This window comes from Haloferax sp. Atlit-6N (genome assembly GCF_003383195.1).
In the GTDB taxonomy this organism is placed as follows: domain Archaea; phylum Halobacteriota; class Halobacteria; order Halobacteriales; family Haloferacaceae; genus Haloferax; species Haloferax gibbonsii.
Map to the genome: position 1 here is coordinate 1 of NZ_QEQJ01000007.1, position 23,416 is coordinate 23,416.

The 23,416-nt window shown below is 57.2% G+C and carries 23 protein-coding genes and 5 pseudogenes; 11 read left to right on the forward strand and 17 right to left on the reverse strand.

The window, feature by feature from the left end:
- The 3 genes from DEQ92_RS18760 to DEQ92_RS18770 form a co-directional block, all read left to right on the forward strand.
- A partial coding sequence (locus DEQ92_RS18760) for an ABC transporter permease subunit (protein WP_147299504.1) occupies positions 1–303 on the forward strand: 303 nt, incomplete at its 5' end.
- On the forward strand, positions 303–1,301 hold the full coding sequence (locus DEQ92_RS18765) for a carbohydrate ABC transporter permease (RefSeq protein WP_115821238.1): 999 nt from the start codon (positions 303–305) through the stop codon (positions 1,299–1,301). The genes DEQ92_RS18760 and DEQ92_RS18765, both read left to right, overlap by 1 nt.
- A 2-nt stretch (positions 1,302–1,303) precedes the next feature.
- Positions 1,304–2,482: an ABC transporter ATP-binding protein gene (locus tag DEQ92_RS18770; protein WP_115821240.1), complete on the forward strand. Its 1,179-nt coding sequence runs from the start codon at positions 1,304–1,306 to the stop codon at positions 2,480–2,482.
- 471 nt (positions 2,483–2,953) lie between these two features.
- Here the strand turns inward: DEQ92_RS18770 and DEQ92_RS18775 are convergent, their stop codons facing one another.
- A complete protein-coding gene (locus DEQ92_RS18775; RefSeq protein WP_115821242.1) occupies positions 2,954–3,982 on the reverse strand; it encodes a nitrogen regulation protein NR(II) in 1,029 nt (342 codons plus the stop codon).
- Positions 3,983–4,507: 525 nt separating this feature from the next.
- Positions 4,508–4,972, reverse strand: a complete 465-nt coding sequence (locus tag DEQ92_RS18780) for a nucleoside deaminase (RefSeq protein ID WP_115821244.1) — start codon at positions 4,970–4,972, stop codon at positions 4,508–4,510.
- Positions 4,973–5,060: 88 nt separating this feature from the next.
- Here DEQ92_RS18780 and DEQ92_RS24545 point away from each other — a divergent pair.
- The 3 genes and pseudogenes from DEQ92_RS24545 to DEQ92_RS23975 all read left to right on the forward strand — a co-directional run.
- Positions 5,061–5,220 (forward strand): annotated as a pseudogene (locus DEQ92_RS24545) (sulfurtransferase); the annotation flags it as partial.
- 37 nt (positions 5,221–5,257) lie between these two features.
- Positions 5,258–5,533 (forward strand): annotated as a pseudogene (locus DEQ92_RS18790) (MFS transporter); the annotation flags it as partial.
- A 621-nt stretch (positions 5,534–6,154) separates the two neighbouring features.
- Positions 6,155–6,349 (forward strand): hypothetical protein, encoded by a 195-nt coding sequence (locus tag DEQ92_RS23975; RefSeq protein WP_199522928.1) that lies wholly within the window; start codon positions 6,155–6,157, stop codon positions 6,347–6,349.
- Between the two features lie 162 nt (positions 6,350–6,511).
- On the opposite strand, the gene gdhB is transcribed toward DEQ92_RS23975, so the two are convergent.
- The 4 genes and pseudogenes from gdhB to DEQ92_RS24470 all read right to left on the reverse strand — a co-directional run.
- Entirely contained in the window at positions 6,512–7,819 is a 1,308-nt protein-coding gene (gene gdhB / locus DEQ92_RS18805) for a glutamate dehydrogenase GdhB (RefSeq protein ID WP_115821248.1), read from the reverse strand.
- The gene (locus DEQ92_RS18810) at positions 7,816–7,959 is read right to left on the reverse strand and encodes a rubrerythrin-like domain-containing protein (RefSeq protein WP_115821250.1); all 144 of its coding nucleotides are present in this window, start codon (positions 7,957–7,959) and stop codon (positions 7,816–7,818) included. Before DEQ92_RS18810 ends, gdhB begins: the two co-directional genes overlap by 4 nt.
- A gap of 117 nt (positions 7,960–8,076) precedes the next feature.
- The gene (locus DEQ92_RS18815) at positions 8,077–10,956 is read right to left on the reverse strand and encodes a bacterio-opsin activator domain-containing protein (RefSeq protein WP_115821252.1); all 2,880 of its coding nucleotides are present in this window, start codon (positions 10,954–10,956) and stop codon (positions 8,077–8,079) included.
- 200 nt (positions 10,957–11,156) lie between these two features.
- Positions 11,157–11,562 (reverse strand): annotated as a pseudogene (locus DEQ92_RS24470) (hypothetical protein); the annotation flags it as partial.
- A gap of 139 nt (positions 11,563–11,701) precedes the next feature.
- Here DEQ92_RS24470 and DEQ92_RS18825 point away from each other — a divergent pair.
- Complete coding sequence (locus DEQ92_RS18825) at positions 11,702–13,093, forward strand: PAS domain S-box protein (protein ID WP_115821253.1); 1,392 nt, start codon at positions 11,702–11,704, stop codon at positions 13,091–13,093.
- Positions 13,094–13,647: 554 nt separating this feature from the next.
- The gene (locus DEQ92_RS18830; protein ID WP_394338714.1) at positions 13,648–14,853 is read left to right on the forward strand and encodes a pyridoxal-phosphate dependent enzyme; all 1,206 of its coding nucleotides are present in this window, start codon (positions 13,648–13,650) and stop codon (positions 14,851–14,853) included.
- A 54-nt stretch (positions 14,854–14,907) separates the two neighbouring features.
- On the opposite strand, the gene DEQ92_RS18835 is transcribed toward DEQ92_RS18830, so the two are convergent.
- The 4 genes and pseudogenes from DEQ92_RS18835 to DEQ92_RS18850 all read right to left on the reverse strand — a co-directional run bounded on the left by DEQ92_RS18835 (position 14,908) and on the right by DEQ92_RS18850 (position 16,501).
- Positions 14,908–15,420, reverse strand: coding sequence for a hypothetical protein (locus DEQ92_RS18835; protein ID WP_115821257.1), 513 nt, complete (start codon positions 15,418–15,420; stop codon positions 14,908–14,910).
- Entirely contained in the window at positions 15,421–15,723 is a 303-nt protein-coding gene (locus tag DEQ92_RS18840; protein WP_115821259.1) for a hypothetical protein, read from the reverse strand.
- Positions 15,724–15,804: 81 nt separating this feature from the next.
- A pseudogene (locus DEQ92_RS18845) lies at positions 15,805–16,145 on the reverse strand (PemK-like protein).
- Entirely contained in the window at positions 16,142–16,501 is a 360-nt protein-coding gene (locus DEQ92_RS18850; protein WP_004061479.1) for a helix-turn-helix domain-containing protein, read from the reverse strand. Before DEQ92_RS18850 ends, DEQ92_RS18845 begins: the two are co-directional and overlap by 4 nt.
- Before the next feature lie 140 nt (positions 16,502–16,641).
- Between DEQ92_RS18850 and DEQ92_RS18855 the strand changes: the two genes are divergently transcribed.
- Together DEQ92_RS18855 and DEQ92_RS18860 are read left to right on the forward strand one after the other, a co-directional pair.
- Positions 16,642–17,565, forward strand: coding sequence for an ArsR family transcriptional regulator (locus DEQ92_RS18855; protein ID WP_115821262.1), 924 nt, complete (start codon positions 16,642–16,644; stop codon positions 17,563–17,565).
- Complete coding sequence (locus DEQ92_RS18860; RefSeq protein ID WP_115821264.1) at positions 17,562–18,374, forward strand: DUF6036 family nucleotidyltransferase; 813 nt, start codon at positions 17,562–17,564, stop codon at positions 18,372–18,374. The genes DEQ92_RS18855 and DEQ92_RS18860 overlap by 4 nt, the downstream gene beginning before the upstream one ends.
- Before the next feature lie 82 nt (positions 18,375–18,456).
- Here the strand turns inward: DEQ92_RS18860 and DEQ92_RS18865 are convergent, their stop codons facing one another.
- From DEQ92_RS18865 to DEQ92_RS18885, 6 genes and pseudogenes are all read right to left on the reverse strand, one after another.
- Entirely contained in the window at positions 18,457–18,705 is a 249-nt protein-coding gene (locus tag DEQ92_RS18865) for a hypothetical protein (RefSeq protein ID WP_115821266.1), read from the reverse strand.
- 509 nt (positions 18,706–19,214) lie between these two features.
- Entirely contained in the window at positions 19,215–19,475 is a 261-nt protein-coding gene (locus DEQ92_RS18870; protein WP_115821268.1) for a HalOD1 output domain-containing protein, read from the reverse strand.
- 68 nt (positions 19,476–19,543) lie between these two features.
- The gene (locus DEQ92_RS23480; RefSeq protein WP_158547633.1) at positions 19,544–19,687 is read right to left on the reverse strand and encodes a hypothetical protein; all 144 of its coding nucleotides are present in this window, start codon (positions 19,685–19,687) and stop codon (positions 19,544–19,546) included.
- Positions 19,684–20,277 carry a helix-turn-helix domain-containing protein gene (locus DEQ92_RS18875; RefSeq protein ID WP_115821270.1) on the reverse strand — a complete coding sequence of 198 codons (594 nt, stop codon included), beginning with the start codon at positions 20,275–20,277 and terminating at the stop codon, positions 19,684–19,686. Before DEQ92_RS18875 ends, DEQ92_RS23480 begins: the two co-directional genes overlap by 4 nt.
- Before the next feature lie 50 nt (positions 20,278–20,327).
- Positions 20,328–20,662, reverse strand: a pseudogene (locus DEQ92_RS24145) (hypothetical protein).
- Positions 20,662–20,952 (reverse strand): hypothetical protein, encoded by a 291-nt coding sequence (locus tag DEQ92_RS18885; protein WP_115821271.1) that lies wholly within the window; start codon positions 20,950–20,952, stop codon positions 20,662–20,664. The pseudogene DEQ92_RS24145 and the gene DEQ92_RS18885 overlap by 1 nt, the downstream one beginning before the upstream one ends.
- Before the next feature lie 227 nt (positions 20,953–21,179).
- Here DEQ92_RS18885 and DEQ92_RS18890 point away from each other — a divergent pair, with 227 nt between their 5' ends.
- Positions 21,180–22,475, forward strand: a complete 1,296-nt coding sequence (locus DEQ92_RS18890) for a DUF4365 domain-containing protein (RefSeq protein WP_115821273.1) — start codon at positions 21,180–21,182, stop codon at positions 22,473–22,475.
- Between the two features lie 355 nt (positions 22,476–22,830).
- Here DEQ92_RS18890 and DEQ92_RS18895 read toward each other — a convergent pair whose 3' ends face one another.
- A complete protein-coding gene (locus DEQ92_RS18895) occupies positions 22,831–23,271 on the reverse strand; it encodes a hypothetical protein (RefSeq protein WP_115821275.1) in 441 nt (146 codons plus the stop codon).
- Between the last annotated feature and the right edge of the window lie 145 nt (positions 23,272–23,416).

Here is a 23,416-nt window from a genome sequence, read left to right on the forward strand (position 1 = left end):
CTGTACGACGTGGCCCGCGTCGCCGGTGCGAGCAAGTGGCAGCAGTTCAGATACATCACGCTCCCGCTCATCCTGCCGACCATCGGAGTTGCAGTATTATTCCGCTCGGTGCAGGCGATGCGCGTGTACGGTATCATCGATACGGTCTCAAGCTGTACCGTCGTCCCCTCACTCTCCTGCATGGTCGTCTCGACGTTCAACACGCACGAGGGGACGTCCGCGGCCATCGCATTCGTGACAGCGGCCATCATCGGCGTCGTCGTGATGGGTATCATCCTGTGGCAGGGGGAGGACGCGATATAATGTCCAGCGAAACCGACGGCACGGCAGACGACGCCGGTCCGCTCGCGCGGTGGGCACGGAACGCGATCCACAACCCACGACGGGTGTATCGAGCGCTGTTCTACGTCGCGATGGCATTTTTCATGGTCACGACAGTATTCCCGTTCTACTGGTTACTCGTCCTCGCGGTGACGCCGCAGGGGAACCTGCTTTCCGGGAGTTTCCTCCCGACAGTCGACCTGTTCGGTGTCAGCGGCACGTTCCCGCTCCCCGTTCCGAAAGGATTCAATCCGACGGCATTCGTTACCGTCTTCGAACAGGTCCCGTTCCACCTGTACGTGTTGAATAGCTTCGTGCTAGCTGCCACGACGACAGTTATCGTCCTCGTCGTCGCGAGCCTCGCAGGCTACGTGTTCGGACGAATCGAGTTCCCCGGACGTGCGCTGTTGATGCTCGGTATCCTCGCCATCAGTTACTTCCCGCCCGCTGCGTTCGTCATCCCGCTGTTTCAGGCGTTCGCCGGTAACGCCCCAATAACGATTCCGTTCATAGGTGTCCCGCTATTCACGCCGCCCCGACTGCTGAACACCCCGGGGTCGATGGTCATGCCGTTCAGCGCGCTGTTCCTACCGCTGTCGATATTCATCCTCACGACCTTCTACGGGCAGATCCCCGACGGGTTGGAGGACGCGGCGCGGGTGGAGGGGACGACCCGATTGGGCGCGCTGTTCCGCGTCATCGTACCGCTTTCGGCACCCGGCGTGGCGACCGCGGGCGTCCTCACGTTCATCAGCGTCTACAACGAGTACTTTTTCAGCTCGATTATGGCGACGTCACCCGAAGCGTCCAAGTGGTCGCCGATCGTCGGCGGGATTCTCAGCTACCAGACCCAGTACACGACGCAGTACAACCTCATGGCCGCAGCGAGTGTTGTAGGGGTCATCCCAGTCGTCGTTCTCGTCATCATCGCACAGGAACGCATCGTCAGCGGACTGACCGCAGGAGCACTTAAAGAATAATAATGGCACGAGTACGACTCGAACACGTAAGCAAGCACTACGACGACGTAACGGCGGTCGACGACATGAACCTCGACATAGACCACGGCGAATTCATCTGCTTTGTCGGCCCGTCGGGATGTGGGAAGTCGACGACCATGGAAAGCATCGCTGGACTCACGAAGCCGAGTGAGGGTGAAATCCACATTGGAGACCGCGAGGTGACGAACCTCCCGCCGAAGGACCGCGGGGTGGCGATGGTGTTCCAGAACATCGCACTGTTCCCCCACATGGACGTCTACGATAACATCTCCTTCGGGCTCCGCCTCCGCAACTACGACAAGGAGGAAATCGAGCGCCGCGTCGAGCGCGCCGCTGAAATCGTCCAGTTGCAGGGAATGCTCGAACGCATGCCCGACGAGATGTCCGGCGGCCAGCGCCAGCGCGTCGCCATCGCCCGCGCCATCGTCCGTGAGCCCGACGTCTTTCTCATGGACGAGCCGCTAGCGAACCTCGACGCGAAGCTCAAGGTCCACATGCGGACCGAACTCCAGCGCCTGCACAAGGAGCTGGACACGACCATCATCTACGTCACCCACGACCAAGAAGAGGCGATGACGCTCTCGGACCGTATCGCCGTCCTTGACGCCGGCCAACTCCAGCAGATAGACCCGCCGCTGGTCTGTTACAACGAGCCGGCGAACCTGTTCGTCGCAGGCTTCATCGGCTCGCCATCGATGAACTTCGCCGAGGCGACGGTCACAGAAGACGCGCTCTCGACAGCGAACTTCTCGCTCGCGTTCGATCCGGCGTCTGTCGAGGCTGTTGAGGTTGGTGACGAGGTGACAATCGGGATTCGTCCCGAAGACATCTATCCCAGCGGAGCGCGCGTCGAAGTCGAAGACTCCTCTTCGCTCATCGCCACGCGCGTCGATATTCTCGAACCGATGGGTGACGAGATATTCGCGTACATGCTGTTGGGCGAAGGTCGAACCTCAATGGACCAGTCAGGGATTGATGACCAGTTGCTGATGAGCGTTGAGCCCGACTCGACGATTCGGGAAGACACGGACGTCGAAGTCGTGATAGACCGGGGGAACGTCCATCTCTTCGATACGGCGTCAGGGAACGCCCTCGCCCACGGCCTATCCCCCGTTTCAGGCAAGTTAGAGACCGAGACGACAGCCGACGCAGACGACTGAAGCGACCCGGCAACCTCGCTGTCGGCGACGGCAAGACGCAGTAACTCCCGGAGGCCACCGAAAGAGACCGCTCTCTCAAGCCTCCTCTCCTCATACCAAGAGCGTGCCGAGCCCAGATGGGTTCCGCAGTTTCTATCGAGGTGCGTTGACATCCACCCCGTCCTGAAAGGGAGAGTTTTAGCCTTGACTTTCCATGGGGTGAATGGGTGGCTAGAGCCGCTACCTCTCATCGTATAAGTGTATTAGTGGAAATTGTGGGTCAGGCACACGTCACATATTCTGGGTAGGTTGACGACGGAGAGAGAAATGCTGTTCACTCATTAGTTAATGACAAATCGGGGATGACAGGAATCATTCATGACTGGTTCATTGACGGACCCACTCACTTCTCAAACCAGCTGAACTATAAGTGTCGATCAACTCAGTATTCGGTTCTGTTGAATAAAGTTAACGAGGGGTGACCTCCGATGCTCACCATATGATCTCAAATCGTGCCCCACCACCTTCGGTACCATCTGTAACGGAGATTTCCCAACCATGGCCCTCCACAATTTGAGAGACAATCGAAAGCCCATAACCAGTTCCGTCAGCAGTTGTCGAATATCCGTGTTTAAATATCTTTGACCGAATTGGCTCAGCGATTCCAGGGCCATCATCTTCGATATAGAGTCCCGTATCGTCAGGGAGGTTTCCAACAGTCACAGTCGCCTCAGCACCAACATGTTCAACGACATTGCGGAACAAGTTCTCTAGTAGTTCCTGGAAACGACTCTTATCCGCGGTTATTACTCCAAGGTCATCTTCAACTTGAAGCGTCGCTCGCTGTGTCTCAACACTACTCCACGATGCACGGAGACATTCACGGATGTCAACCGACTCGGTCTCACCAACGACTTCACCCTTTTTTGAGAGGGCAAGAATGTCGCTAACGAGATTATCGATCCGACTAAGTGACGCTAAAACTCGCTCCAGCTCAGGGGTCTCGGACTGTTCATGGGCGATCTCAGTATAGCCGTAGGCGATAGAAAGTGGATTCCGAATATCATGTGTTAAGATGTCGGCGAACTCATTTAGTCGGTCCTTCTGGTCTTGAAGCTGGGACTCCCGTTTTCGCTGCTCGGTGATATCTCGAATAATGCCAGTAAAGTACTGTTCGCCATTGTGTTCGTGTTCACGAAGGCTGATAAGCGTCGGAACCTCGTGTCCGTCCTTGTGCAACGCCGGGAGCTCGATCCCATCCCAGTCGATATTGCGCTCTCCTGTCGCCACATACGACGCTAATGCAGCCCCGTGGACTGCTTCTAAGCGCTCTGGGATGATTTTCATCTTTGAACTCCCAATTAACTCAGCGGGAGCATATCCGAGAATGTCTTCAACGGCTGGATTGGCATACACGATGTTGCTATCCGAGTCGATCGTCAACATCCCCTCTGCCGCATTTTCCACTAGTGTTTGGTAAAAATCATCGGCAGAGGTTGGAGGGGGACGAGAACCATTCATATAATATCACATTCACTCTTCGGTAGTTAAACGTTCTTCAGGGTATTGCGGCGAGACCGACTATTACCCGTCAAACTGTCTATCCAATCACTTACTGTAACCTCAAATCAGACTCCATGAAGAACGTTCCGCCGTCAATCTGGACGATCGACGAGTAACCACGGGTTGACGAACAACTCCAACAACCACCCCTCAGACTCTGGTTTCTGGGGGATGAAATGGCACACAAGAACCTCAATCGCGCCGCCAGCTCCAATTTGGGGTAGCCGAGAAGTCTGCGGACAAACTCATGATATCAGTCAAGAATAATGACGGTTCTACTTCAGAGTGAAAGGTGAAGGGGCACCTTCGACGTGTATCAGGCCGGGCATCCTGAGACACGCCAATGCTGGTGGCTTAGAGGCACTCAGCACTATTCTAGTCAGTTATGACCGTATTCAACTTGGCGGTTTACCTATCCTTGAGATATAGATCGGAGCCTTGCATTGTGAAACAGAACAGGACTCATCAAACGAAGACCGGGAGTCACCAGTCGTACTCCTGGTGGATCTGGCGACCTTCCTCGTTCAACAGCGGCCCGACAACGTCACTGACTCCAGCAAGGATCTCTGTGGACCGGACTGCGGGCTCATTTCCGGTGAACGCGGCGATTTCATCACTTCCGACACTGTAAACGATTTGTCCGAACCCAGCTGTTGCCATCCCGCCAGCACACATCGGACAGGGTTCGGTGCTTGTATACATTACCATAGAAGCGCGTTCATCGGGACCAAACTCCCGGCATGCACGGTAAGCGAGGTGGAGTTCGGGATGGCGCCGGATGTCGTCGTCCGTGATCTCGCGATTCGAATCGCTCATAATAACTGTATCGTCGCGGACGAGCACGGAACCGAACGGTTCGTCGCCACGAGCGGCAGCCTCACGCGCCAGTTCGAAAGTCTCGCGCAGATGTGCGTCGTGATCGTATTTGTCGAACGTGGGAGCAGTCACAACTGCGTAGTAGTTCGTAGATGGGATACTTGTTTGGAACGGCACTCGGTGATTTGTCTGGCTTCACAATGTTCAGCACTGGCCCTGTCACTGCCGCATTGGTGAACGGCCTGCACTCACGTGGTTTGTTCTTCACAAGGTACTCGGAGACGAGGGTGTTCAGAACTATTACCGTCGTGGGTTGAGTGGGGGACACGGTCGGCGCACCCATCGAAAAAGACCGGCGAGCGGCCATCAAGCGAGAGTAGGATAAATGGGATGGAGACGAACTCTTCGGGACTCGTCGGCGCGGCGAGTAGTGCGATTGTGATGCTCACGGTCACACTCCTTGGCGATCTCTTTACCGGTAACCAACGACGCGTGTTGATCGGAACGAACGCGGCGATTCTCGCAGTTGGTTCAGTTGACTATCCGCTCCTCGGTGGGGGACTTGTAACACTGGACTGGTCGGCTCCATTCACGTGTTTCCTTCTCGCGTTGCTCGTGGCATTCCCTTGGATAACGTTGCTGGAAGAACCCAAGCGGGACAGAACGAGATTCACTGTCGAGCTTCGCGAATTCGACGAACGGTTGCCTCGGCAAGCTGTGTAACTGGCAACTGCGCCTGCTGTTTCTAGTCCTTGAACCAGTACAGTACGTCACTACCGTGTACACTCCGGGGGAATTCGACAGCGGTCGCAGTCTGATTCCCGACCGCACAAACAGTGGTTTCCCGCTGTTCCCACCCCACTGTCGTAATTAGGTCGACACCCGTCTCGCTCGTAAAGACACAGTAGTCCGCATGCTCTGGAACTCGATTAGTCGGGCCGATTGGCAACATCGAGTCTGGGATTGAGATACATCGAGTGACTGAAAATACTCAACCCCCTCAATGATGCGGTTGTCGTAAGGACGAAGAACAGCCATCGTTGGCTGGGACATGCCAGAGAGGCAGTCGATGCTGGACTTGTGTGTATCGAGGATCGGCAATCTGGCTCGAACGAATTCGGGCGTAGATGGATCAGAATCTTTCACAGAACGCTCTGTCATCGGTAGCTGACCCTGCGTCTGGACCTTATGGAGCGTTCTCCAACACTTAATATATCACCCGTGTTTTCTACATTGTACAAATAGTTTTGTCGTTACAGCAAGGTGCTTACGGTCTCAGAGAACCACATTTGGGCGGCTCCAAATGTGATTCGCATGGTAGCGGCCCCAAACCCAAATGAAATCAAACTCACCATAACGACGAAATTAGCTTTTGAATCGTTGGGGCTAAGGAGGAAGGTAAGCACTGCGAGCGTCCCCGACATCGCACAGATGAAGAGACCTGTCAGAAATGTCAGGATCGTGAAAATCGGGTCAGTGAAACCCATCACGGAATACGCTGGTTCATAGACCCCAACGAACGATAAACTGAAGCCGACAACGACGTATCCGAGAAAGCAGATAGTACAAAGAATGGCTCCAGAAGTAACCAGTTGATACAGCCGAAGAAAACCTCTCTCAAACGGGGTGGTTGGCTTTCGGACCCGTCTGAATGGTTGGTAGTCCATCTCCCTACGGCCAAAGTCCCCGCGCCTCGTGGGCCTCCGCAATTCGAGACAGTGCCACGATGTAGGCTGCATCACGCCAGGTGACGTCTTGCTCCTCGAATTCCGCTCGAACTGCATCCCAGGCGGCCTGCATCTCTGTTTCGAGCTCATTGTTCACGCGTTCAAGCGACCACGACCGGCGATTGATATCCTGGAGCCACTCGAAGTACGAGACAGTGACACCACCAGCGTTGGCGAGAATATCAGGAATCACAGCGACGTCCCGATCAGCCAGAATCGTACTGGCTGTTGAGGTGGTAGGACCATTCGCTCCCTCGACAACGAGGTCAGCAGCAATTTCATTGGCGTTCTCGCTGGTAATCACATTTCCGAGGGCTGCAGGGATGAGTACGTCGACGTTGAGGGTAAGCAACTCGTCGTTCGAGATCACGGTATCCGCGTATTCCGTGACTGCTTCGGGTTCCTCGTCGTGAGAAGGTACGACGGCAGTATCAATTCCGCCCAAGTCGTACATCGCACCATTCACGTCGCTGATCGCGACGACGGTGGCCCCCCATTTGTCGAGCAAGCGGGCAGCGTTCGCACCGACACTCCCATATCCTTGGACGGCAATCGTCGTACCCTCAAGGTCATTGTCGTAGTATTCGCAGGCCTGTCTCGTAATGATCGCCACACTCCGACCGGGTGCTTCCTCGCGGCCTTCACTTCCACCGACCACCGGCGGCTTCCCCGTGACGACACCCGGTGTTGTTTCGCCCTCCTGCATTGAGTAGGCATCCATCAACCAAGCCATCGTTTGTGGGTCAGTACCCATATCTGGGGCAGGGATATCCCGATTCGGCCCGATAACATCCCTGATTTCCTGTGCGAACCGTCGGGTGAGCCGTTCCTTCTCTTTCGTGCTCAATTCCTTCGGGTTGACAGCGACGCCACCTTTGGCACCTCCGAACGGGAGGTCCATAACCGCGCATTTCCAGGTCATCCACATGCCCAGGCCGACACACTCGTCTCTGGTTACGTCGGGGTGATATCGCAGTCCACCCTTGTATGGGCCTCTGACGCTGTCGTGTTGGGCGCGGTACCCGGTGAAGACATCAACGGTACCGTCTTCACGTTCGATCGGGAGGGTAACCTCGTGGACCTTTTTTGGGTGCTTGAGACGCTCGATGATATGCTGGTCGATATCAAGGTGGTCGGCGGCGTGGTGAAGCTGGCGGCGGGCTGTTTCGAGCGCTGATTCCGGCTCAGCAGATTCTACTGTCGAGTTCTCCATCTTATCGGAGTTCGTAGTGGATTCGGATGCCATAGTCATTCGAGCGGTATTCGGCGGTTTCTCACCGGCCCGCCACAGTCGTGGCACTGGGCAGGGCGATCTTCGGCAATGATGATACTGCCACACTCGAAGCACTCGTAGGGAGTTTTCTCGTCTGATTCAGGGTTGACATCTCTCATTGTAAGTTCACGAGTGCTGCCGGGATGGAGTGGCGCACTCTATGAGGGTGTAATAAGTGTATAAGGGAATATTCGGTTGTTTACTATCAAATACTGGAGTGACTAATGGGTTTATTATTAAACCATATCAGTAGGCGCGGGGACTGGGAGATTGTTTCCTTCAAATAGTGTAGTGAACAGTTTCCGTTGGACGGTCCGGGCATGTTGGTAGAACGCGGGTGGGGAGATGCCGAGTGTCTCCGCTACCTCTTCGCCCGTGTTCTCTCGCGGCGATTCGAAGAAACCACTGTAGTATGCTGTTTGGAGCACTTCCAGTTGCCGCTCTGTCACCGAATCCAGGAACTCCGAATAGAGATTGTGTTCTGCAGTCTGATCGAGTGTCTGCTTGGCGCGCAGTTCCACGCCAGCAAACGTCTCACGGACGAGCTGTGTGATCGTTCGAACATCGATGCTCTCTGGGATATCGATGATGAGTGTCGTCGTGGTCGGATTAGCAGTCGCTTCGCGGAAGACGGCACCGTGATCAGCCAGCTCCAAAGCGAGAAACGGCTGTGTGAGTCGAAGCCGCAGAACGCCCTCCTCACCATCCGCACTGATCTGTTGCACTTCGTCGATCCCGACCAACTGCGAGGCGGCGTCCGCTACATCGTTTACTACCCGGTCTTCGACGGTCACGAATACGTAGCTACCTTCTGTGGATTGCTGGACACCACCCTGATATGAGAGAGTACACTCCGCATCCTGTGCAAGCCGTGAGAGGACAAACTTCGGGTCCTCGATGGTGAATTCGACGCGGGTCATCGACGTCGAGAGCAATGCATTCTTCCGTTCGATCGCACTCAACGCGGACGCGATGGTCTCGCCGAGTTCCCCCAGAACCGCCTTCGCCGTCTCGTCGAACGCATGCTGGGCCGGTGCGTACACCGTTAACACACCGTGCATGAGATCATTGTACACGAGCGGGATACTCAATACCGAAAGGTAGTCCCGAGAGATAGCGTCTTTCCGCCACGCTTCGTCACGGAGCCCAGCAGCGACATTCGTCACCATCGTCACATCGCCGGTAGCGGCGGTCTGACCGGCTGGCTCTGTACCTGCGGCTCGAACGGCGAAGGACTGACTATCCAAGTACCCTTGCTCGTCGCCTGCCCAGGCTCGGGGGTCGATAATGTCGGTCGTCGGATCGTTCGTCCCGATCCAGGCGAATCGGAACCGGTCGTCAGCAGTCAACAGCTCACAGACCGTGTGATCGATTTCCTCGCGAGTCTCCGCTTGCACGAGGGCTTGGTCGATCTCCCGAATCATCTCGTTGATTCGATTCAGAGCGGAAAGCTGCTTGTTTTGCGTCTGGAGTGTTCGGTCCTGTTCCCGAAGTTGTGATTCCCGTGTGACGCGATTAAGCGCTGCCTCGGCAGTGGCCGCGAGCAAATCGGCTAACTCTCGCGTCACCTCGTCAAACGCACCGATCTGGTCCGAGCCTACAACGAATACGCCGTGGTTGCCGAGCGGGATATAGGCCACACTTCGGAGGTCAGTAGCCCGGTTTTCGAGCCGGTCTGCATCGTGAACGTCATCGAAGAACAGCGCCTCGTCTTCGACGAAACTGTAGCTCGGGAGCGTTTCACCGTCGGCGTGTACAGTTGGGAGTGGACCGTTCAGATCGGTGAGTGTTGTCGAGTGGGCTGTGGGCCGAAGAGTGTTGGCCTCACCGTCGAAGAGATAGACCGCACTCGCATCCAGATTGAGTACACCAGGTGTGTCATCGACGACGTGCTGGGCGATTTCCTGATGGGTTTCTGCGTAGAGGAAGTCGCGGGCCGTCTCGTGGAGCGTGGCGAGGGCCTCCTCACGCTGCTTGCGTTTCGTGATTTCCCGACAGCTGAAAAGAAGGGTGCCATCCTGGATCGAAACCTCGCGAACGTTGACGAGGAGCGTATGCTCACGTCCAGCTTTGTCTGTCGCCGTGGTTTCGATGTTCTTGAGCACCCCGTCTTCCGCGAGTTCCTCTCGGTCGAAGAGATCCTCTCCGAGGAGGTCATTGATCGTTCCTAGCCCCCTTATCTCATCGACCGTGTATCCAAATATAAAGTGAGCGTTGGGACAGACGTAGGTGTACTCACCGTCCTCGTCCGTGATGAGGACGGTGTCGGTCATGTTGTTGAGCGTGACGCGATGGAGTTCCTCCGATTGCCGGAGATCCCGTTCGAGGTCGACGCGCTCGGTGATGTCGACACCTTCAACAACGATTGAGACGATATCACCGCGCTCATTCTCAACTGGGCGGACAGAGAGGTCGATAACCCGCTGTTCATCGGCCTCTGGTGGTTGTGGAACGACCGCCTTGCCGAACGACCCGTTGAGTGCTTTCTCCACGAGTTGGTGGACATCCGTATTCGTCGCACCGGCCTGTGACCACCACGGAAGCGTCCAAAACGGTTCGCCGATGATTGTGTCGATATCGTCATCGACCATCTCTCGTGCTGTTTCATTCACCCGGGCAAGTACGCCCTCTGGGTCTAGCACCCACGTCGCAGTTCGCGAATCGTTGAACATCGCATCGAATTGCCTAGCCCTCTCCCGGTTCGTGGCCGATTGCTGTGCAGCCCGAATCGCACGTCCGGTTCGTTCGGTGAGTTCATCAGTCATCTGTGCTGCCGGGTCCGAGAGAACGATGTAATCGGTGACTCCCGCTTCAATGGCTTCACTAGCGATGGCTTCGCTCCCGGTAGTAGTCCCAAGGAGGACGGGAAGTGCACTGGTTTCCTCGCGAATTTCTCGGAGGAGGTCGAGCCCGGTCGTCTCGTCGAGTGCGTACTCGCTAATGAGACAATCCGTAGGCTGCTTCCGGACGATTCCAATGGCTTCTGTCTTGGTTCGAACGTGTTGTACATTGGCATCGGTCCGTCTCTTGAGCGTGGTGGCAAATTGCGTGAGCCAGTCGTTCATCCCGACGAGCAACACAGTCGACGAATCCAGAATGGGTGGAGAAGCGGCCATTATTCGAACACAGGGGGACAACTACGATTCCACTTGGTGCCGATTCGAATCTGCCTCCAGCGTCGGTACTGGCCCAGATTGGAATGTGGATACATTGCTAATTAATTATCTAACCACCTATTCGATAAAGCCATTTGTTATTTAACCGCTAGATATGACCAAGGTACCAACCGATGAGGTTGTCGAGTCAGGCGGTGCTAGTAGAGGTTATGCCGCCGGAGATAGTTCACCGGCACCACCAAACAGCCGAACTCGATTTTTGGCCGTCCTTCTTCGTACGGTACCCCTTTGGAACGTGAGGAGGTCATCGCTGACGTTCTTCTGCTCGCTCTTCTCGACCTCAGATGGCGATGCGCTCGTCGGCGGCGTAGAGGTCGACGCTGTAGTTGAAACCCAGATGCGACCAGGCTTGCAGTTCGGGTTGTGGCCGTCGGCGATTGCGGCATCGAATCCGACGACCTCCGTGTGTTTCGTTGAGCCGTCGAAGACGCTGGCCGGGACGGCCTCGACGGCTTCCCGAATCGACGCCAGTGCATCGTCCGGAAACGCCTTGGGTGAGGTTTGGGTGCGACGCGCGTTCAGTATAGCTACCTGATTGGAACGCAGTTCTAGCTGACTGAACGTGTTCCAGTAACAGATCAGTTGTGTCTGTGGAGAGCTTTACTATCCCGAGATTTCAGATCGCTTTGAGATGGCCATAGAGAGTTTGAGTCACATTAATAGTCATTGAATCGATGGGTATGGTATGAAATCTTCTCCGGGAGAGGAACCGCAAGTACTTCTTGTCGACCCAGACGGGAGACTTGAGACACATCTCTCGGACGCACTTACGTCGGCCGGTTTCGGGAGCCTTACGGTGACATCGGCAGCGGAGTGTATCGCGCTTGTCAAAGAATCTGCGGTTGATGGAGTAATTAGTCGGCACGGCCTTCCCGAGATGGACGGATCAACGCTACTCCGTTCGATCCGGGTCTCCAAGCCCTACCTCCCTGTTCTCTTGCTATCCCCTACGAACGAGTCAGTACAGGGAAGGGGACCCTCCACCGTGAGTGCTGTTTTCGATGAGACTACACCTGAGGCCATCGTCTCGGAACTGAGTGGGCTGATGGACGAGGAAGTGGAAGGACATCAACGATATAAACATCTGATCGAGATGTCTCCCGCACCAATCAACATTTTTGACCGTGACGGGCGTTCGGTCTGGTGTAACGATGCAGTTGTAGAGATGTTCGGCTTGAGTGACCGAGAGGAATTCCTCGGACGGTCAATTCTCGAGATGATCCATCCTGACGACCGAGAACGGGCTCAAGAGGAGATACTCTCCGTTATCAAGGAGAAAGAATCCGTGGGACCGACGCGAATGAGACTCCGTCGCGATGATGGGAGCGTCCGGTATATCCGCGTCTCTACGGCAATTGGGGAATACCTCGGAACAGATATCGGGCAGGCGATCGCCATCGACGAGACAAGCCGTATCGAACGGGAGCGCCAGCTGAAAGTGCTGGATAACTGGTTGCGGCACAATATCCGAAACAAAATGGCCATCATCAGGGGACTGGCAGAGGACATCCAGGCAGACCGCGTAGACGATGTGGCCGAGAGTGCCCGTAAGATCCAGGAGCACACGGATACGCTGGTTCAGCAAGCGGATCACGAACGACGGATCATCCAGCTTCTCGAGACGGACCGAAAGCAGACCCACGTCACGGTGGCTGTCGACGACATCGTGGCCAAGGTGATCAACGATGCACGCGAGGACTATCCCGCCGCGAACATCACAGTCCCCACAATGGAGTCGTTCCACGCCGATGCAATAGCAGAACTCGATATAGCGGTTCGAGAACTCGTCGAGAACGCAATCATCCATAACGACACCGAGGTTCCCGAGGTGATGGTAGAAGTCGAAGACGCCACGCCAGAAAACTGTGTCATCCGTATCACGGATAACGGACCCGGCATTCCAGAGATTGAGCAGAGCTACCTCCAGTTGGACAAGGAGATCGATGAACTGCAGCACGGTTCTGGCCTCGGCCTCGTCCTCGTGTATTGGGTTGTTCGACTTTCTGAGGGGACCATCACAGCCACAGACAACGACCCACGGGGGAGTGTCGTGACCATTAATCTCCATAAGGGATGACCCGAATAACTCCACGATCGATGGTCTACGTGGATTTCATTGTCAGCAAGCAGCTGTAAGAGACTGAACAGCACTGTGATGAAGAGTGCCCAGCATCAGTCTGCTCGCGGGTCGCAATAGCCGACGACAGCGACGTCGTCGCAACTAGGATGGCGGGTGACGCGGTGGCCCGACTCCGTCGCGACGAGGACTGTCCTTGTCGTCGACGTCAACCACACCAACCGTGTCATCTCGCTCGCACGGCAGGCACACCTGCTGAACACGTATCCGGTTGGAGGCCACGCCAGTTTCAACGTTGGTTTCTCGCAAGATTTTCAGTACTGCCTGGAAGAAGACGAAGACGTCAATCCAACCCCGGCGACACGACCGTCGCTCCACTGTTTGATGGTGCTGTTCATCTCGTCGCCTCGTGTGTCGCTCTCCTCGAAGAAAGCGACGAGTCATCAGGAGGCCTTCTGTTCACAGAATCGAGTTCACCGCGACTGCATCTGTTCAGACCTGGGCGTTCGAAACCGCAAGCGAACGCATATGTCTCCGGCCCCCGCAGCGTCGCTATGTCTCTCTCGTGGAGTTGTTACCGTTGTGGGGAGCGCTACGACGATGGCACCCGAGTCAGGTGCGCCTGCGGGGAACCGCTCTGGGTCGATACGGACCCGACGCCATTCTCGTGGGGGGACTGTCGAGATCGGGACGGGATGTGGCGGTACGAGGCGCTGTTGCCGATCGACCGGCCCGAGGGCGTCGCACGGGCTGCAGGCGGCACGCCCCTCGTCAGGAGCCCCGGACTCGACGACGCCGCGGGCGCTCGGGTGTTCGTCAAAGATGAGGGCGAGAATCCAACCGGCGCGTACAAGGACCGCGGGAGCGCGGTGGCCGTTCCTCACACGGTCGCGACTGGTGACGACGTCGTTGGCACAGTCTCATACGGGAACATGGCGATCAGCACCGCTGCCCACGCGGCGAGCCTCAATCGGGAGTGCGTCGTGTTCGTCCCGGAGCAGACCTCGTCAGTGCGGCTGGAACTCATCGCTCAGTACGAGCCGACCATCGTACAGGTCGCCGGCGACTACGGGAAGCTGTACGGAGACGCGCTCGACCTGTCCGAGCACCTCCCGATCGACGTGCTCGTGAGCGACGCACCCACGCGCGTCAGCGGGTACAAAACAGCACTGTTCGAGATCTACGAGTCGCTCGCGCCAGAGGTGCCCGACGTGATCGCGCTGCCTGCGAGCTCCGGGGGATTCGCCTCGGGGGTCTGGCTCGGCATCCGGGACCTCGAGCGCGCGGGACTGATCGAGGATCCGCCGCGCCTGTGTCTCGTCCAGACCGCGACCGCCGACCCGCTAACGCGGGCGTTCGAGGCCGGAGAGGCGGACCCGACACCACTGTCGCCCGACGAGACCGGCGACACGATCGCTCACTCGATCGGTAATCCAGACCCACCGAGCGGCGCCCGCGCGCTCGCCGCGGTTCGCGACACTGACGGCGCCGTCGTCTCCGTTACCGACGACGAGATACGGACCGCTCAGCGCCGGTTCACCGTCGACGGCGGGTTCTGCGTTGAGCCGGCGTCCGCGACGACGCTAGCAGGCGTGTCGCGCCTCGCGGATCGCGGCGATATCGCCACTGATGAGTCCGTTGTTCTCGTGCCGACCGGGACGGGGTTCAAGGAGATGGGAACCGGCAAGGCGAAGGTCACGGCCGAGGCGATCCACAGGGACGCACTTCGGGATCGGCTCGAATCGCTGCTCGCCCCGTAGCGCTCGCGGTTCGGGTCGAGACAAATAGTTCAGTTACAGTTGAATTCTATAGAATTAGGGCTCGTCGAGCAACGAGCGAGCGCGTTGCACATAGCTGTTCGCACCCCAGCTACGAGCGTCGCTGATTTCATTAAGGAGCAGGCGTGCATCGGCAGCTGAGAGGTGTTCAGTTCGAACAAGTACCGAGAGGAGCGTCGGCGTCGTGACGAGTCGGGTATCAGCGAGTGAGGCGTGGATCAAGCCAAGTTGGTTGAACTCATCACAGAGAAACAGCGCGGCACCGAGATCGTTCGCGAGGGTGACCGCCGCGTTTTCACCATCATCGAGCGGAAACTCCACATCAAGGTCGATCGACTGTGTCGTGAATAACTCCGCTCGGTCGAGTACGGTGGACGCAGCGTTCCCGTGGACGTCATCATAGGAAGCAATCTCACGGAGTTCATCGATGACCTCCGTTGGGACGACGACGTCGTACTGCGAAAGACAAAGTGCGAGTGGATCGGGCTCGTCGCCAGTAACGATCCCGAGACTGACAAGGGCGGAGGCGTCTGCGATTAGCTGCGGCATCTATGCGTCAGCGACCTCGTCGATGAAGTCCTCATCCAACTGCTGTTTCAACACGCGAAGGTTTGCCGCCTCTTCGGCGCCGACGAGTGCTTTCAGTTGCTCGAAGGTAATCTCGTCGTCGTAGTAGGCGGCGGCAATCTCCTGGACGAGCGTGTCGTCGTGAGCGGCGTCTTGGAGGTACTCTCGAAGCGCGGTTACGAGGACGTCTGTTCGGTCTTCGCCGAGGACTGCGGCCAGTGCGTCAGCCCGGTCGATGAGCCGATTGGGGGCCCGAAACTGCACGCGCTTCTTCTCGGTGCTCATGATGTGTACATTGTGAGCCAACGCACTTAGCCGTTTTCGTGTGTACGATGTGAGCCTCACACGAGCCGGACAAGGCAGGTATCAGTCAGTGATGTAGCCAATCAATTGGCCCACTACATCTTCTGTGCGGTCGTCAACGAGCGAGGTCAGATAGTACTCGACGTCGGCAGCATTGTTGAGTGTCGCAAGCGGCCACGGGAGCACGTGACTTCGTTCCCCGAGTGGGTCGCCCGCGTAGTCGTCGTCCCGGAGCGTGAGTGACTCCTCGTGGTACGTCTTCGTGGAGATCAGGACAGTGATGAGCTGCACGCCATGGTTCGGGAACTGAGGGGCCCCTGTAATGAGCAGCGGCCGACCTTTCTCCGAGAGCGGATCGGCCCCCAGACGATGTCGCCGCGTTCCAGATCCTCGAACGCAGTCACTGTACCTCTTCCATCTGGTCGGTTCGGAGATCCTCGAGACGCTCTTCGCCGTATTGTTCGGCTGCACTCTCGTGGTGTCGGTGAAGCCGGTACGCTGACTGAAGTCGCTCCTTGTTGTCCGTGATCGCCCAGTACGGGCGCTTGTGCCGCACGAGACCGCGCTCCTTCAATCGCGACAGGATTGCACTAACAGCGTCCGTGTCCAACCCGAGTCGCTCGGCGATCGTCGCTGCCTTCCACGCACGGTCGTCGTGGTCGTCGAGGAACAGTACGATCTGCTCGGTGTCGTTGCGTTCCTCGAATTCGTCTGCATCGGCGTTTTCGAACTCGTCGATATCGATGGTGCCGCTCGACATAGGCTAGTGTTGGGACTGTTGGAAAATAGGTGTTTGGTGTGTTTGTTTTATTGCTTGAAGTATTTCCATCTCGACTGTGCCAGTCGAGTGTTGCAAAATCCCGAATTGATTTATATATTGGTTCGCTAGTATGCAACAGTATGCTCACAGAAGGTGAGGTTCGCGCCCTTACTGCCCTCCACGGTGAGCAGACGGTCTCTGAACTTGCAACGAATCTCGATCGGAGTCTCAGCTACACGTCAGAACTCGTCGAGCGGCTCGAAACGACCGGCCTCGTCGAGGCACGCCGACAGGGGAAAACAAAGCAGATTCGACTGTCGGACGCAAAGGCACTCGAGTTACTCACGGACCTCACGCAGCAGTATTCACACATCGACTGGTCAGAGCTGTTGTCAGGGGCAGCCCTCCGAGTGTGCTACTACCTCGACACCCCGCGGACCGCGACCGAACTCGCACGCCGCGCCGACGTCCACCGAAGCACCGTCCACCGTACGCTTGCCCCGCTTCAGCATCGCGGAATCGTCTATCAAACTGACGACGGGGCGTACGCACTGAACGACGGCTTCGAACAGCTGAGTGCAGTCGCTCGTGAGCTTGCCCATCACGGTCACCGCCAGACTGTCGAAGCACAGACCGACACGTACACGATTCTGTGGGAATCGCTTGACGAGTTCCTTGTACAGACGACGACTGAGATCGCCGACGAACACTTCATTCCGACAGGCCCAGACCAGTTCCAGCAATACGGCCTCCCGCTGTTGGCACGTGACCGTCGGTACTACCTCTATTCGGAGGCGACGAGCGAGCTCTCCCCGGAGATGTTGTGCTGTCACATGCTCGTGATTGATTCGGGCGCACGAACGCAGTCATACTGCCTGCTCCTGCTCAGTCACGTCGACATCGTCCGCGATGAACTCCGAGCCCAAGCCACCAAGTACGGCGTCGACGACGTCGTCGACAACCTCTGCACATATCTCGACACCAGCGGTGCCCAGCGGACGGCCCGACTTCCCGGGTGGGAGGACTTCCAGGAACTGGCTGAGGAGTACGAGGTGACGCTATGAGGGCGCGATTCGATAGCTCTTACATCCGGTCGGAACTCGAGCGCATAGGCCAGCAGCTGGACAACCCACTCACCGTCTTCTTGATTGGCGGTGGGTCGATGGCGTTTCGCGGACTCAAAGAGACGACCAAAGACATCGATCTCATCGTCTCCTCCGGCAACGATCTGAGTCAGCTACAAGCGGTGCTCCTTGAGCTAGGCTACGATATCGTCCGGGAACCGGACGAAGAGTACGAAGAACTTGGTGCCCAGCGCATCTTCGAGAACGATGATGGGTGTCGCATCGACGTTTTCAACCAGCAGGTGATTGGCAAGCTGATTCTGTCTCCAGGCATTCGTGAGCGGAGCGAACGCTATCTCGACCCGGGGAATCTCGTGGTCGAGCTCGTGAGTCCAGAAGATATCTTCCTGTTCAAAGCGGTTGCCGGTCGGGTGGACGACATCGAGGATATGTTCTCGCTGATGCAGACCAGCCTCGAGTTCGACGTCGTCGAAGCGGAACTCGAGACACAGGTCGAACTCTTGGAGCAAGAGCTGTTCGTGACGTACGTCAACGAAGCGTTGACCAATCTCACCGAACAACACAACGTGACGACGCCGTTGCACGACCCCGTGGCGGAGATCACTGAGCGCGTCTACGAGGAGCTCGAAGTGCTGCACGCGCTTGACGAACCGAAGTCGGTGGCTGACCTGCAACAGGAGCTTGACTGGCCTGCAGCGGACGTACAGGAGATTGTGCGACGTTTGGAAGAGAAAGACACCGTCGCGGTAACCGATGGGCGCGTCGAACGTCGCTCAACGACGATCTGACCGTGAGGGGAGGAAGTGAGGCCGTGAGGCTACGCTGAAATCATCAAACCTTGACAGGAAATGCGTGACACACTCAGAGGGTCTATCGGTCGTTCTGTTTCCCTTCACGATAGCCAAATACGCCTGCCTCAACCGTCGTTCTCAGGATTCGGTATATTCCAACGAGAACTCTGACTATGAGAATCCCACCACCAAACCAGATGAGAACCCGTGAGAGTTCAATTCCGCCGAGGAGGAGAGACTCGGGAGTAATCACCCCGAGAAGAAAGAGGGCCAAACCAATCCAGAACGCTTCGTTCCGCTGGGAGAGTTCTGTGAGGGTATCCGCCATATCGTTGAGTAAGTTGTTGTGGAAATTAAACTTCTCCCCGTGACCGACTCGCGCTCTGTATTCAGCACGGCTGTGAAAAACTGTCGCCAACTTGGCGATTACATCGAACCCTCTACGAATGGTCGGTCGCGAGCGACGCGGAGGGCGGCAGCGGCGAGCGGGGCGGGCCGTAGAGAAACACCGTTCAACCACTCTCGACGCTCAGTAACACAGCCGACATCCTGGCGGACTCAGAAAGGGCGAGGCCGCCTCGGTCACCGGAAGACTGCGTCTCCCGAGCACACGGCGCTTCGCGCCGTGAACGTCCCCCGACCCCGCAAGCACTGCAGGGGTGAGGCGCGCAGCGGCGTCCTCGTGAGCCGTGCGTGACCTTCGGTCCCGCTGGAAGCCGGCGCTCTGCGCCGGCGACGAAGCGAACGGGAACAAGCGAGACGTAGTCTCACGTGGTCGCAGGGCGTCAAGCGGCCGAGGGCTTTCAGGAACGATCCCTGTCTCGGAACCGCAAGTCGTTATTCGCCGACGGACTGCGGTTCGTCCTCGATGATGACGTCAACACCGTCCGGTGAGACACCGAGCGGAATCCCTTCGACAGTAAACTGAACAGCGATGGTCTCATCGGCGGAAGCGATCAACTGTTCGAGCGCACCGGGGTCGACGTACTCGTGGAGTTGATAGGCGTCGTCATCGAGTCCACATGCCTCCAGTGTCTCGACGATTTCAACGAGGAGGTCGCTTGATCCACCTGAACTGCCTGTTGGTGGGGATTGCATCTGTACACTTACTATGAAGCTGACTAGCGTTTAAAACGTTAGGAGTCACCCACAGAAGCGATACGGTTCTACAGTTCCTCGTACACCCGTTCGGGCAGGACGAAGGCGATTTCGTTTCGGCGAGCGAACCGCCGAACGGCCTGATACCGACTGTTCGACGGCTGTCCCATCGCGACGAACAGGCCGGTGTCGGCGATGTGGAGCCGGCTCACGTGTCGTCAGTGCCGTCGCCGATGTCCAACTCACCGAGTCCTGCCCCAGCCTCCTCGATATCGTAGTGCTCGTGGACGACGGGCCGGAGCGCTTGCAGAATCATCTCCGCGGCCAGCGGGGAGATGTCGAGGTCGTCGGCCATCAGTCGGTGGGTCACCTCGCCGCGTTCGCGGGCGACCGCATAGGTGAGCGCGGTCGCGAGGCCGGCGACGCCGTGACGGTCGATGTAGGTGTCGATATCTGCGTTCGTCTCCCGGCGGCCGACCGCGTCGATGAGCGCCGGCGTGATCGTGTACTCGCGGTCGCCGGCAGTCGTCGTCACGGTCAGGTCGATTGCGCGGGCGGCGTACTGCCGGGGCTGCTCGTCCTGTGTAACTTCGACGACGCCGGTGTCGACGAGCCGGTTCACGTAGCTGTAGGCCGTTCCCTGGGCGAGGTTGAGGTCCTCCATCACGTCCTGGACGGTTGCCTCTCCCTCCTGGGCGAAATACGCGTACAGCTGAGCTAGCTGTGGCTCCTCCAGCAAGTCCGCGACCGAGAGGAACTCGCGGACGATGTCGCCGTCGGCGCGATTTGGGGTGCGTGACATGGACCGTCCTTGATTACAGTTTACAGCGAATCAGTAAAGAGTATTTGGGATCACTCTGCCGGCGTCGCGACGAGATACTCCTTGAGGTCGGGCGTCCAGTACGTCGCAAGGCCACCCGGACTACAGCGGGCGCACAGCTGTAACGGGCTTCCAGATGCCCCAGTCCGATCCGGAACCGGGTGAGCCCTGCAAGTGTATGGACGACGAGCCCGCATCCGTCGCAGGCGTAGCGATTGCGCTCGTCGGGAGCTGGCTCCGTCTGAATCGCGCAGTCGACACAGATCGGGTGAGTGACCCGCTCGTCCTGTCCACAGATATGGGCCTCGCCAGTCTCGGTACCGGGCGGGGCGTTGCAGAACGCACAGCCGACGAGGGTCTGGTGCATCACTTACCCTCCGCGTCGGCGTCGCGGCCGGCCGTCCAGCCACGGTGGAAGACGGCCAGCTGCGTCGATGAGTCGAACGCGGTACCGCTCGGTTCGTGAACCAGAACTTGGTCCTCGGGAACCGGAGTGACGACGTCCGTGTCGATGAGGTCCTTGACCAGGTTCTGGGCAGTCGCGTCGCCGACATCCGTCGTGTCGACGCCGGCGGCGTCACGGTCCTGGGCGAGCAGTGCTTTCTCGAACTGTTCGTAGTCGCGACTCGTGTCGTCGTGCGGATCGGGACCAAGCATGCTGAGTCACGCCGCGCACGCTGTTGCGCGCTGCACGCCTCCCGGCGTGCACGAGAAACGCTGTTTCTCGTCTGCACACTAGAACGCAGAGCGTTCTGCCTGCTGAGTACTCACTAGTTCCTCTAAAGTATCGAGGGACGGACGCTAGTTTGAATATGTCTATAGAACAAGACTCTTGGAAAGACATTGATACAAATGAATCGAAGTGAATATTTGCGGTATGATCAATGACGAAGGAGAGACATCCGAATCACGAACTCGAACAGTACTCTCGTGGAATGTTCCTGGCCCGGTTTTCTAATTGGGTCGTCAATTCCCTTGTTGAGGCAGATTATGCATTTGATTTCGAGGTTCGCCCAACAGGGAAGTTCGTCAACCATTCTGAAGTCAGACAGTCTCCATTTTTCGTTCAGCTGAAAGCGACAGAGAAATTCGATGGCTCCGAGGTAGCCAGGTGGCAATTTCAAACAAGCTATCTTATCGGAGACTGCCTTTCGGCGTCGATACCAGTCGTGCTCTGTATCTATGAACGGTCATCCGACCAGTTCTACTGGTGCATCCTGCAATCATATTGTTGGGACGTGCTTGATGAACAGAACCCAGAGTGGCGATCCCAAACCTATGTTCAGATCCAGATCGATCGAGAGCCACTCGAGACTCCTGGAGGGATGCAGCGGCTGATGCAGACTGTGTCTCAGGCTCAACGCCGAATCACGATGCGGTCATCTATTGCGTCGCAACGACGGGGGACCTTTGCGAACCCTCCCGGAACCCAACTTGCGTCGACTGAAGAGGTTCGGAGGCACAAACGCGAACTGGTCGAAGATGCACACCGGTTAGCCATTGCTGACCATCTATACCGGGCTCTGAGCCGAGTGATGTACGTCTATCAGTTACCGGAGGATGATCGGCCGCGGCTTGATGCGATCTGCTACTTACTCGCCCTTCGAGTCACGACGGCCCCGGATATTGCTCTCGCGAAACTCCGTTTGGCGAATCACGGTCTTGCTCTCGCGAACTCATACGACGAACCTGATGTTCAAGAGCTGATTGAGGACCTCATCGACAGCCCGCGTGAATACTTGAAACAGGAATTCATCGGGGCACGGTATCTACATACGAAATCCGGACGCGAGTGCCTTGTATTAGAGGTTGTCTTTCGAGGGTCAGGAGATGGACCGGACACCATACCAGTAGCCACGATACAAGACTCAATGGGTGATCTCGAGATGGAAAGGGCTGGAGCGCTATCCGCCAATGATGAGTACGAATTGATTGAATCAGGGAGTTCCACGAACCCTCGTTCAGATGCATGTGAAGAGGGCGAACACGACTTTTCGATCACCGATCTACGAGAGTACTCGCGAGCAGCAAAGTGTTCACGGTGTGGTCTAAGACACGGAGTACTCAGTGAATGGCTTGAACAAAGCGTCCCAGAAGTCTGTAATCGCTGTGGCTCCATCGAATACGACCTTCAAGATGGACGACATGAGCGTCTCTGCACTGATTGTGTAACCGAGTAGAATTAGCCAGGCCAGACGTATGAATTCTCATGTGATAACATAGACTGGGACTAGATTACAATGAACCAGCACAGGACCCACAACAGAACCCGTTGTAGTCCCGTTTCTTCGCGACGATGTTGTATCTCACTAGGATTCACTCACTCGAGTATCAGGGCGGCGGGCGGGGACGAGGGAGTGGACCAGCCTTAATGTTAACCAACATAGTTTGGTCTTTTCAGGTTACAACGAGAGACTCACGATAGGCCAGTCTTCCTGACAATGATGGTCGTTCCAGCGGGCGCACCCGGTATCGCATTATAGCTGAAAAGACCAAGTGCCGGTTTCAGCCGGGGATGTTGGTTAAGTCTAGCCACTACGGCGTTCGGAGATCTCGAACTGGTTTTACGACGAAGGTGTCCGGCTCGCTGGTTGCTCCTTCACCAGCCCACTCTGCCGACGTCGATGCCGACCGCGTGAGCTGGGTGATCAGTTCGTCGCGAACGGTTCGTCGAGGGACGGTTGCCTCGTGCCAGCCCAGCCGGTCGTCGAAGTGCCGCTTCTGAAACTGCTCGCCGACGTCGTCTGCGGCGACGTACTGCGTCCGAGTCGAGCGCCCAACCTGCCGGGAGATGAAGACGGCGCCCACGGCCTCGTGCGTGAGCTCGACGAGAGCACACTCCACGAGCGCGACGACTGACGTGTGATCCCGGTCGGTCGGAACCGTCACCTTGAGGTCTGCCCACGGCGCGTGACCGTCAGGAGTACTTGATGCTTGATGCGTTGCTTGTGTTTCGCTGAGTTGTTCCGAAGCCATCGTCAATCGGGGGCACGTGATGTACCCCGCCACCCCCTCGCGGGGGCGACAGACACCACCGACACACACCCGCTCAACCTATGCGCTAAATCTGACAGATTACTGAGTCCAAACTCTGGGTGACGGCCCCTTGGCCTGAGAGAGC